This window comes from Flavobacterium sp. (assembly GCF_035760125.1).
Lineage (GTDB): Bacteria > Bacteroidota > Bacteroidia > Flavobacteriales > Flavobacteriaceae > Flavobacterium.
The window spans coordinates 1-10,625 of record NZ_DASTTN010000088.1; the positions used below are offsets into that span (position 1 = coordinate 1).

Annotated in this window: 12 protein-coding genes; 3 read left to right on the plus strand and 9 right to left on the minus strand. The window is 34.1% G+C overall.

Going from position 1 to position 10,625, the window contains the following annotated elements; genetic code table 11:
• Positions 1-117: 117 nt before the first annotated feature.
• From VFS71_RS03635 to glyA, 4 genes are all read right to left on the minus strand, one after another.
• Positions 118-579 (minus strand): VOC family protein, encoded by a 462-nt coding sequence (locus VFS71_RS03635; protein WP_326399427.1) that lies wholly within the window; start codon positions 577-579, stop codon positions 118-120.
• 206 nt (positions 580-785) lie between these two features.
• Positions 786-1,289: a GNAT family N-acetyltransferase gene (locus VFS71_RS03640; protein ID WP_326399428.1), complete on the minus strand. Its 504-nt coding sequence runs from the start codon at positions 1,287-1,289 to the stop codon at positions 786-788.
• Positions 1,290-1,329: 40 nt separating this feature from the next.
• Positions 1,330-1,923: a tRNA-(ms[2]io[6]A)-hydroxylase gene (locus VFS71_RS03645; protein ID WP_077370699.1), complete on the minus strand. Its 594-nt coding sequence runs from the start codon at positions 1,921-1,923 to the stop codon at positions 1,330-1,332.
• Positions 1,924-2,055: 132 nt separating this feature from the next.
• On the minus strand, positions 2,056-3,330 hold the full coding sequence (gene glyA, locus VFS71_RS03650; protein WP_326399430.1) for a serine hydroxymethyltransferase: 1,275 nt from the start codon (positions 3,328-3,330) through the stop codon (positions 2,056-2,058).
• A 107-nt stretch (positions 3,331-3,437) separates the two neighbouring features.
• On the opposite strand from glyA, the gene fahA reads away from it, so the two are divergent.
• Together fahA and VFS71_RS03660 are read left to right on the plus strand one after the other, a co-directional pair.
• Complete coding sequence (gene fahA, locus VFS71_RS03655; protein ID WP_326399431.1) at positions 3,438-4,721, plus strand: fumarylacetoacetase; 1,284 nt, start codon at positions 3,438-3,440, stop codon at positions 4,719-4,721.
• Positions 4,722-4,859: 138 nt separating this feature from the next.
• Complete coding sequence (locus VFS71_RS03660; RefSeq protein ID WP_326399432.1) at positions 4,860-6,044, plus strand: hypothetical protein; 1,185 nt, start codon at positions 4,860-4,862, stop codon at positions 6,042-6,044.
• 133 nt (positions 6,045-6,177) lie between these two features.
• Here the strand turns inward: VFS71_RS03660 and VFS71_RS03665 are convergent, their stop codons facing one another.
• The 5 genes from VFS71_RS03665 to VFS71_RS03685 all read right to left on the minus strand — a co-directional run bounded on the left by VFS71_RS03665 (position 6,178) and on the right by VFS71_RS03685 (position 9,970).
• A complete protein-coding gene (locus tag VFS71_RS03665) occupies positions 6,178-7,353 on the minus strand; it encodes a porin (protein ID WP_326399434.1) in 1,176 nt (391 codons plus the stop codon).
• A gap of 10 nt (positions 7,354-7,363) precedes the next feature.
• On the minus strand, positions 7,364-8,020 hold the full coding sequence (locus tag VFS71_RS03670) for a carbonic anhydrase (RefSeq protein ID WP_326399435.1): 657 nt from the start codon (positions 8,018-8,020) through the stop codon (positions 7,364-7,366).
• Positions 8,021-8,306: 286 nt separating this feature from the next.
• On the minus strand, positions 8,307-8,738 hold the full coding sequence (locus VFS71_RS03675) for a hypothetical protein (RefSeq protein ID WP_326399436.1): 432 nt from the start codon (positions 8,736-8,738) through the stop codon (positions 8,307-8,309).
• An 89-nt stretch (positions 8,739-8,827) separates the two neighbouring features.
• Positions 8,828-9,151, minus strand: coding sequence for a nuclear transport factor 2 family protein (locus VFS71_RS03680; RefSeq protein WP_326399437.1), 324 nt, complete (start codon positions 9,149-9,151; stop codon positions 8,828-8,830).
• A 576-nt stretch (positions 9,152-9,727) separates the two neighbouring features.
• Positions 9,728-9,970, minus strand: coding sequence for a hypothetical protein (locus tag VFS71_RS03685; RefSeq protein WP_326399438.1), 243 nt, complete (start codon positions 9,968-9,970; stop codon positions 9,728-9,730).
• A 204-nt stretch (positions 9,971-10,174) separates the two neighbouring features.
• On the opposite strand from VFS71_RS03685, the gene VFS71_RS03690 reads away from it, so the two are divergent.
• Positions 10,175-10,625: GNAT family N-acetyltransferase (locus VFS71_RS03690; protein ID WP_326399439.1), on the plus strand; the 451-nt coding region annotated here is incomplete at its 3' end.

Genomic DNA, 10,625 nt, shown 5'->3' on the forward strand with positions numbered 1-10,625 from the left:
TTGTTTATAAGCAGTGATTTAACATTAAAAACACAAGATTTATTTACTATTTAACAGCTTCAAAAAGGATAACATTCCAACTAAATATGTCTAATCGATTTTCTAACACAATACTTTCTATTCACACACCATTTTATCAAATCGTTTTTGCATTTCCGCGTAGCTCATATCTTCCTTATGTGTAGCTATCATCCACTTATAGCCAAATGGATCCATTATCTGCCCTACACGATCACCATAAAACATATCTTCTATTGCCATTAGTGAAGTTGCTCCGGCATCGATAGCTTTTTGAAATGCTGCATCGACATCTTTTACATACAATCCAAAAGTCATTGGGTTTCCGCCAATACTTAAAGGCCCCTTATTTCCCCAATCTTTATTCTCGTCGGCCATCATGAGTAAGGTACCTTCTATATCTATTTCAGCGTGACCAATTTTACCGTCAGGCATCATTAATCGCCCTTTTTCTGTTGCACCAAAAGCTTTTTTATAAAACTCTATTGCGTCGCTGCACCCATCGATTGTTATGTAGGCATTCAATGAGTACGCTCCCGGATAAATGTGTGATGTTTCCATGTGTCAATTTTTTAGATTTTTAATTATTTTCAATCAATAAAACAGAGCATTAAAATTACTTATTTTACTGTATTACAATATATTAAATACAAATTTTAACATTAAATAAGGATAGCAATTGCTTATTTTAAAAAACGAAAAAGCATAAAAAAAACCGAAGCTAATAAGCTTCGGTTTTAGTGTATATTACTAAATAGTATCTTTATTTAATATTTAATCGGTTTCTCCAAAACATAATCCTCCATCAGATAACCGTGATCCAATTCTATATTAACTTCTTCTACGATTTCAAAACCTAATTTTTGATAGAAGTGTAGTGCTTTATTAAATCGGTTTACATTTAATGAAAGTGCATTCGAATTGTTTTCTTTTGCAGCATTTTCGACAAAATCAATTAGTTTTTTACCAATTCCTTTGCCCTGAGTTTCTGGCAAAATGTAAATCTTATGAATTTTGGTTTGTTGCTTTTGGTTGTAATGATGCTCATATGAAGCAAAACCTAAAGTCTCCTCACCTTCTTTGGCTAATATAAAATGATGCCCTTTATTGGCAACACTATCTTTTAATGCTTCTTCATTATAAAAGGCATCCAACATATAATCCAATTGCGCTTTCGCAAGGATTTCTCCATAGGCAATTGGCCAGGTTTGATGCGCAATATTTTGAATCGTCTTATAATCGTTTGTTGTGGCCGTAACTATTTTTATCATTATTCTGATTTTAATTCTCAATTCTTACTAACTAAAAAAACTACCCATGAATTGTTTCGCCTTTACCATAGTTGGCAATAATCGATTCTTCAAATGCCAGCCATTCTCTCCAACGTTTTTCGACATCGATTCCCACCCCATATTTTCGGGCATAAGTGATAAAGGTAGTGTAATGACCAGCCTCGCTTTCCATCAAATCTCTGTAGAAAACAGCCAGTTCTTCATCTTTAATATTTTCTGAAAGCACTTTAAAACGCTCACAACTTCTGGCTTCAATCATGGCCGAAAACAACAAACGCTCCACCAAACCTGAAACTCTGCTTCCGTCACCACTTTTTTTCATGTACAAATACAATTCATTTACATAATCGTCTTTGCGCTCACGGCCTAATTTTAATCCGCGTTTAATAATAATATTGTGTACTTGTTCAAAATGGTCAATTTCTTCTTTGGCCAAAGCCAATAAATCTTTTACCAAATCTTGGTGCTCTGAATTATTGGTGATAATAGTAATCGCATTTGTAGCTGCTTTTTGTTCGCACCAAGCATGATCGGTCAAGATTTCCTCAATATTTTTTTCAACGATATTGACCCATCTTGGATCAGTTGGCAACTGTAATCGTAATACGCCCATTTTTTTAAATCTAAAAAGTTAGAGAATTGAAAGTCATAAAGTCAAAAGTCGAAAGCCAAAACTAAGACAGAATATTAAATTCTAATCAAAGACTTTCGACTTTCGACTTTAAAAACTTTAAGATCTATATTCTTAGAAAACGAAAATAGCTCTTTCGCTCATCATTTCGTTTACTTCATTGGCTACTTCTTCGATAACATCTTCGTTAGTGTGATCTACCAAAACTCTATCGATCAAATCAACGATAGTTTCCATATCTTCTTCAACAAGACCACGAGTAGTGATTGCTGCAGTACCAACACGGATACCTGAAGTTACAAATGGAGATTTATCATCAAATGGAACCATGTTTTTATTTACAGTGATTTCTGCTTTTACCAAAGCATTTTCAGCCTCTTTTCCAGAAATTCCTTTGTTTCTAAGGTCAATCAACATCATGTGGTTGTCTGTTCCTCCAGAAATAATATTGTATCCTCTTTTTACAAAAGCATCAGCCATAGCGTTTGCATTTTTTTGCAACTGCATAGCATAAGTAAAGAACTCATCTTGTAATGCTTCACCAAAAGCAACAGCTTTGGCAGCAATAATGTGCATTAATGGTCCCCCTTGATTTCCAGGGAAAACGGCAAGATCCAATAATGATGACATCATTCTGATTTCTCCTTTTGGTGTAGTTAATCCCCAAGGGTTTTCAAAATCTTTACCCATCATGATCAAACCTCCACGAGGTCCACGCAATGTTTTATGAGTTGTTGTTGTAACGATATGACAGTGAGGAATTGGGTCATTCATCAAACCTTTAGCGATAAGCCCTGCAGGATGAGAAATATCGGCCATCAAAATAGCCCCAACACTATCAGCAATTACTCTAAAACGCTCAAAATCCATATCACGAGAGTAAGCCGAAGCCCCTGCGATGATTAATTTTGGTTGTTCTTTAGTCGCAATTTCTTGAATTTTATCGTAATCCAAACGACCAGTTTCTTTATCTACACCATAAAAAACCGGATTGTATAAACGTCCAGAAAAGTTTACTGGTGAACCGTGAGTCAAGTGTCCTCCGTGAGATAAATCGAATCCTAATATTTTATCACCTGCTTTCAAGCAAGCAAAAAATACTGCTGTATTAGCTTGTGAACCTGAGTGAGGTTGTACGTTTGCATACTCAGCACCAAATAATTCTTTAGCTCTGTCGATAGCAATTTGTTCCACTACATCTACTACTTCGCATCCTCCGTAGTATCTTTTGCCAGGATATCCTTCGGCATATTTATTAGTTAAAACAGATCCAGCAGCTTCCATTACTTCGTCACTTACAAAGTTTTCAGAAGCAATAAGTTCTAGTCCGTGTATTTGTCTGTCTTGTTCTTCAAGAATGAGGTCAAAAATTTGTTCGTCGCGTTGCATTTCTTTGATTTTCGTTAATTTGTCGCAAAAATACAAAAAAACGTTTGTTTAACCCCTAGATTATAATATATTTGACAAGTAATTTTCAACAATCAATTAACATTATCATGCCAATAACAGCCAACGACACTAGTAGAAAATCATGGTTAGAGGTACTGCCAGACAGCGACTTCCCTATCCAAAACATTCCATTTGGAGTTTTTCTTACCAAAGAAAACATCGTTACCGTAGGTTCTAGAATTGGCGATTTCGCAATCGATTTAGGTGCTTTACAACAATTAAATTACTTCGAAGGAATCGAATTGACAGACGATATGTTCATGCAAGATACCTTGAACGATTTTATATCTGACGGTCAAAAAACATGGAGATTGGTACGAAATAGAATTGCCGAAATTTTTGACGCAACAAATCCCGAATTAAGAGACAATACTTCACATAGAGATATCGTGATTTTTAGAATGGAAGATGTTGAGATGCAACTTCCTGTATTAATTGGTGACTACACTGACTTCTATTCTAGCAGAGAACATGCGACCAATGTTGGGAAAATGTTTCGTGACCCAGAAAATGCTTTATTGCCAAACTGGTTACACATTCCGGTAGGATACCACGGAAGAAGTTCTACTATTATTCCATCTGGAATTCCGGTACACAGACCTATGGGACAAACCTTGCCGAATGGCGAAACTATGCCTGTTTTTGGAGCTTCTCGTTTGGTCGATTTCGAATTGGAAACTGCTTTTATTACTACAGATTGCAATATAATGGGAGAAAACATCCCTATCAGTGAAGTTGAAGACTATATTTTCGGAATGGTTTTATTGAACGATTGGAGCGCTCGTGACATCCAAAAATGGGAATATGTACCGCTAGGACCATTCTTGGCCAAAAACTTTGCCTCTTCAATTTCTCCTTGGATTATCACTATGGATGCCTTGGAACCTTTTAAAACCAAAGGGCCAAAACAAGAACCAACACCTTTTCCTTATTTACAACAAAAAGGAAAACACTCATTCGATATTAATCTTGAAGTAGCCATTGCCCCCGAAAATGCTGAGCCAACGGTTGTTTCCAGAACCAATTTCAAATATATGTATTGGACAATGAGTCAGCAACTGGCACACCACACATCAAATGGATGTCGTGTTAACTCGGGTGATATGATGGGTTCCGGAACTATTTCCGGTCCTACACCGGACAGTTATGGATCAATGTTGGAATTAACTTGGGGCGGTAAAAACCCAATCAAATTAAATGATGGTACCGAGCGCAAATTCATAAATGACGGTGATACTGTAATTATTAAAGGACATAGTCAAAACGGACAAGTTCGTATTGGTTTTGGAGAATGTTCAAGTAAGCTCCTACCTCCCTTTGTAAGACAATAACCAAATTCTTTTTATATAACCGACAATTTATACTTGTCGGTTTTTTTTTGAAACATTTTTAGTAAAATCCACTAAAGGAATAGTAGATTTGCAAAAATATTTTAGCAAACGATTGACATAATTCATTACCCCCATAAAATGAAAAAAATTACTCTTATAATTGCTTTTTTTACACTAATTACTTCTTGTGGCGTAAAACAAACCCAAAACAATTTAGCTTCCGGAAATTATGATGCCGCTATTGACATTGCACTTTCCAATTTACGTTCCAACAAAGACAGAAAAGGAAAACAAGACTATATCTATTTACTTGAAGAGGCTTTCGCCAAAGTCAAAGAACGAGATTTAAACACTATTTCTTTTTTGAAAAAAGAAAACAATCCAAGTAGTTTGGAAAAAATATACAATACCTATTTGGCTTTGCATGATCGTCAAGAGAAAATCAAACCATTGCTTCCGCTAAAATTAATCAAAGAAGAAAGAAATGCTATTTTCCCTTTTGATGATTATAATGATCAGATTATTAGCAGCAAAAATGCTTTATCCAATTATTTGTACACCAATGCAAAAGCTTTGATGCTAACTAAAGACAAAATGAATTATCGTAGAGTTTATGATGATTTAATCTATTTGGACAAAATAAATCATAACTACAAGGATATTGCTAATATGCTTGATGAAGCTCAGTTGAAAGGAACTGATTATGTGATTGTATATACTAAAAATGAAACCAAAATGATTATTCCTGTGGAACTTCAAAATGATTTATTGGATTTCAAAAGCTATAATTTGAATGACAAGTGGACAGTTTATCATAGCGAGAAGCAAAAAGACATCGCCTATGATTATGGCATGCTCATTAATTTTAGATCGATTTTAATTTCACCTGAACAAATAAAAGAAAGAGAATTCACAAAAGAACGTCAAATAATTGACGGACAAAGAAAACAAGTCGATGCTAATGGAAGAATCGCTTTGGATAAGCAAGGAAAACCTATAATGATAGATAACTTGATTAATGCAATGGTAAAAATTAACGAAGTTAAACAATTTAAATCGTGTCAAATTACAGCCAAAGTGGATTATGTTGACAATAAAACCAAACAATCCATAGGATCATTCCCATTTACAAGTCAGTTTATTTTTGAAAATACTTTTGCCACTTACAAAGGTGACCCTCGTGCTGCCGATGATAATTACAGTCCAAATTTCTACAATAAAATTGTCCCTTTTCCAACAAGCGAGCAAATGGTTTATGATACTGGCGAAGATTTAAAATCTAAAATTAACGGAGTTATCACTAACAATCAGTTTAGAAAATAAACCTCGTAAATATTTTTTAAAAAAAGCAACTCTAAATTGAGTTGCTTTTTTTATATCTTAAAATTAACCGCAAAGCTTAGAGAACTTTGCAAAACCTTTTATGACCTTTGCTGTTAAATAAACATAAGCTTTTTTACAAAACCAACAATGGCGCGATTATACCAAAACTAAGTTGTCCCGTCGTTCCATCAGCCGCATTAAAATTATTTTCGGCATAAGCAGAATAATTGCATTTTTTAGCCACATAACCTACGTAAAACTTCATATTAAAATCAGCGAAAGGAAAATATTCGACGGTCGGAATAATACCATAAGAAGCCAATAAATGGTGGTCTTTATTGATATCTGGATTGCCATTCCAATAAGAGTTGTCATTCATGAGCGTAAGCAACAAATTAACTTTTGGGCGAATCTGATATTCTGCCCTTATCCAGTTTTCGACATAAGAAACATCTTGAGCAGCATAAGAATTTTTGCTTTTGATAATATTTGAAACCACTCCTTTTTGATCCAAATCCTCTTTACTGAACTGAAAATCGTAATACAGTACCAGCTTATTGCTTTTATATTTATTCCCTAAAGAAATAAAATTTCGATTGGTATTTTCGGCATCAATAAAATAACTATAACTATAGGTAGTTTCCAGTTTACCGTCAAAAAAACTGCCTTTCCAATTACCTACTGCGGCCAAAGGTGTTTTGGTAGCGGTAATTCCGGGAGGCACAGTAGTTCCAAATTGCTCTTGAAATGTTTTGGTTCTGGAATTCAACAACTGAAGATTGAACTTGTTTTTATGATCGTTTAATGAATAAGAAAGAGCCGCTCCAACTAAAAAATTATCCGCTTTATCATTAATGCTATTGTAGGATAGAATTTCAATCGGATTCATCAAGAGTTCGTAACCACCCCAATCGCCAATCATTTTTCCAAAAGACAGTTTCGTTTGCGGGGCAATATCAATGGTTAAATATGCCATATCCACAGAACGACTAATATTATCCACGGTATTAGGGTCGGCAATTTTGGTATAACGGTTTCGGAAACGAAAAGAGACTTTGTCATGGATTTTCCCTTTCACTTCAAATCTGAATTGATTGACAGAAAACAGAGAATTTACGTGGTCATTATCAACAAAATAATTATCAAAAGCCATACGGGTATTAAAGATAACATCTACATCTTTTAACAAGGACAGTTTTGAAGTTGGTATTAAAGGTGCTACTACTGCTTTCCCTTCCTGTATTTGTTTTTGAGCAAAAGATAAAAAAGAACATAAAATAAGCGTCCAATAAATAAAATACTTTTTCATTCTAAGATATTTATTTTTTAAAAGTCACTTTACCAGATTCAATATCATACAAAGCTCCAACAACCTCTACTTTCCTTTGAACGAAACGTTCTTTCAAAATCGGTTCTGCCGTTTTTAAGAAAGTAACACCATGAGCAATATTGGCATCTATGGCTTTATCTATTGATAACATATTGGCACTTGAAAGTTTTTTTTCTTCGTTCTCGCTTTCGATGTAATTAATGATATTTTTTATGTGATTCGAATGGTTATAATGTCCTTTGGAATTAATGAATGCTTTTATGGCACCACAGTCCTTGTGTCCCATAACCACAATCAGTTTACAATCTAAATGTTCGACAGCATATTCTAAACTTCCTAACTCATAATCCCCAATCACATTCCCTGCAGTTCTGATGGAAAATATATCACCGAGACCTTGGTCAAAAACAAGTTCGGCCGGTACTCTGGAATCCGAACAGCTTACAACAATAGCAAATGGGTGTTGTCCTTTTTTAAGTTCCCGAATTCTTTCGAGTGTTTCATCGGGATGCATGGGTTTTCCCGAAGTGAATCGTTTATTTCCTTCTTCGAGTTTTTGAAGTGGAGATAAATTAGTGTTTTCAGTGTGGTTACAAGCAGATAATACGCTTATAAAAAGCAGATAAAGTAGTCCTTTTTTAATCATGGTAGTTTTCCTAAGTTACAACAAACCTAAGCCTATCCAGAAAAATTTAGACAAACCTATTCTTGTCAATGAAGTTGTAAATTTAGGAACATGAAACCTCTCAAATATTGACTTTTATCATATTTAGAGGATTAAATATTCGCTTAAAATTATCAAACGATATAGTTAATAAATCATTTTAAGATTGTGTTATTTTAGGGAGAGATATTATTTAGGAGCTACAATTCGTGTCTAAAATCTGTGAAGAATATAGTTTAGTAGCACATCATTTTGCCTCGAAATCTTATTAATACATTTCCGGTGTCAGCGTGACAATAAACAAATTTTCTTGATTACTGTCCATATAATGATAAATCACGGTAGAATCATTATCCCTGAAAGCTTCAAGACTTGGATTCGTTTTGGAAGTGGTCAATATTTCCTTTTCTATAGACTTTTTCAAAGCAGCGACATCAATACTTCCTTTTAGAACACGTACCAATGTAAAATCATATTGAACCGTATTATCCGGCAATTGATTTACACTCTCCATACGAATATCATCGCTAATCATCATGGGACAAGCTGCATTGTATTTGGTCACCAAAACCGTGAGTTCATTGCCACCAGGTTTCTCCTTTACAAAATAGTATTGAGCAACACCTATCAAAACCACTACTACAATGATTTTAATTATTTTTCGAATGAGCAGTTTCTTTTTTCTTTGTTTTTCTTCCATTGCAAATGGGTAATTTATATTTTCTTGATTTTACTTTTTTGAATACTAGCTGAACACTCAAAAACAACTGATTAATAACTACTAACCAATTAATGATGGTCAAAACTCAGAACTTCTTTAAGTATCCATTCCTTATTTTCGAGTAAATAAACGTGTGTGAATTTTGCAGTTCCAGTATGTTTGTCTTCCTTGTTAGGCTCTCTGATATAAAAATCATGTATTCCGTTTTGAACAACCCCATACAGAACACCATCATTATATAACGGAAAAACTTCTAACGATTCTTTTCTGACTTTGTGAATTGGTTTTTTATTACTGTCGGAGCAAAGGTTTTTTCTGGTATTTTCCAAAAACGTCTCTTTATCTTGAATTCCACCTCGATCATGATAAAGCACAAGATCCTTGTGTATCATTTTTTACATATAAGTGAAGTCGCATTGATTAAAACATCTCTCAAAAAAAATACTGTCATGCTTTTGTAAAGCCAAAAACAATTCAGAGTTTTTGGGTACTTGCGCAAAGCCAAAATTTACCGATATGAAGAATAAAATTAGTAATGTTCTCATGTTTTATTTCTTGTTTTATTAGTTTTTCTGTTTCTTGAAAATAGCCACTAACTCATACAAATCCAAACAAATCACTGTATAAACACCCAATATCAAGTGTATAACTAAAATTTAGCTTCGCATTATTCACTTTCCCAAATATAACTAATATCCCTTACAAAGAAAAAACTCTTTTAATTTGTCAAAAACATTTCTAATCTTATAAAAACAAAAATCCCTCACTTTCCTTAATGTTCTTGTGAGCCGCGTGAGGGATAGAAGCTAGCTACCAAAGTAGCGCGGATAGCCCGACCCCGTTGAACGAAGGGGCTCTATAAGCGATACTATAAGTAAGCCCCTTCGCTCAACGGGGGCACGCCCTACAAATTTTGAAAACCATTTTAGAACCCTGACTATCTCTTTCTTGAAAAAAGAAAAACAACACTAAAAAACAGTCATTTGAATTGAAATTTTCTTTTTTATTACAAAAATAGCCTGATTTGTTAAAAATTTGACTTTTACAAAAAATTTAGCATTTGGTTTGAAAAAGAATTGTACTTTTGCACCAATGAAAAATACAGAAACATATAAAACAATTATCTCTCGGATAATTACACCTACGACTTCTCCCGAAGTACGGATGCTATAACTATAGCCTCCATAGTGTAATCGTATTATATTATTCATTTCTTATTTTTATCGTTTTGAAATTATTTCCATTTTTATTTGGATTAATACATCCTAAAAAAATTACCAAACAAATTTTATCTATCTGTAATTCAATTATTTGGATTGTTCTTTGCTGCATTTATTCTATATTTGATAGTGCAAAACCAGAGCATTTCAAACTTCATTACAGTGCATTATTTAACCTAAAATATAACTCTTGAAATGAACATTTCTATTGTAGTAACTCAGGAAGAACATTATAAGTATGCGCAGGAAATATGCGATACGATAGAATCATCTGCCCTGTTGAGAGGTACTGGAATTGCCAAAAGAACGCCGGAATACATCCAAAAAAAGATGGAGAAAGGAGATGCTGTGATTGCACTTAACAACGGAATTTTTGCCGGTTTTTGCTATATCGAAAGTTGGCAACATGGTCAGTATGTAGCACACTCTGGTTTAATTGTACACCCAGATTACAGAAATTTGGGATTGGCAAAACAAATAAAATCATTTGTATTTGACTATTCACTGCAAAAATATCCGGATGCAAAAGTATTCGGAATCACAACAGGCTTAGCGGTAATGAAAATCAATTCGGATTTGGGTTACAAACCAGTTCCGTTTTCAGAACTTACCAACGACCCAAGTTTTTGGAAAGGATGTCAGACCT

Excerpts from the sequence above, each read along its gene's own strand:
- VFS71_RS03665 (WP_326399434.1), bottom strand. The coding sequence starts at position 7,353 with ATGAAAAAGTATTTTATTTATTGGACGCTTATTTTATGTTCTTTTTTA.
- VFS71_RS03680 (WP_326399437.1), bottom strand. The coding sequence starts at position 9,151 with ATGATACACAAGGATCTTGTGCTTTATCATGATCGAGGTGGAATTCAA.
- glyA (WP_326399430.1), bottom strand. The coding sequence starts at position 3,330 with ATGCAACGCGACGAACAAATTTTTGACCTCATTCTTGAAGAACAAGAC.
- VFS71_RS03670 (WP_326399435.1), bottom strand. The coding sequence starts at position 8,020 with ATGATTAAAAAAGGACTACTTTATCTGCTTTTTATAAGCGTATTATCT.
- VFS71_RS03685 (WP_326399438.1), bottom strand. The coding sequence starts at position 9,970 with ATGAATAATATAATACGATTACACTATGGAGGCTATAGTTATAGCATC.
- VFS71_RS03635 (WP_326399427.1), bottom strand. The coding sequence starts at position 579 with ATGGAAACATCACACATTTATCCGGGAGCGTACTCATTGAATGCCTAC.
- fahA (WP_326399431.1), top strand. The coding sequence starts at position 3,438 with ATGCCAATAACAGCCAACGACACTAGTAGAAAATCATGGTTAGAGGTA.
- VFS71_RS03675 (WP_326399436.1), bottom strand. The coding sequence starts at position 8,738 with ATGGAAGAAAAACAAAGAAAAAAGAAACTGCTCATTCGAAAAATAATT.
- VFS71_RS03640 (WP_326399428.1), bottom strand. The coding sequence starts at position 1,289 with ATGATAAAAATAGTTACGGCCACAACAAACGATTATAAGACGATTCAA.
- VFS71_RS03660 (WP_326399432.1), top strand. The coding sequence starts at position 4,860 with ATGAAAAAAATTACTCTTATAATTGCTTTTTTTACACTAATTACTTCT.
- VFS71_RS03645 (WP_077370699.1), bottom strand. The coding sequence starts at position 1,923 with ATGGGCGTATTACGATTACAGTTGCCAACTGATCCAAGATGGGTCAAT.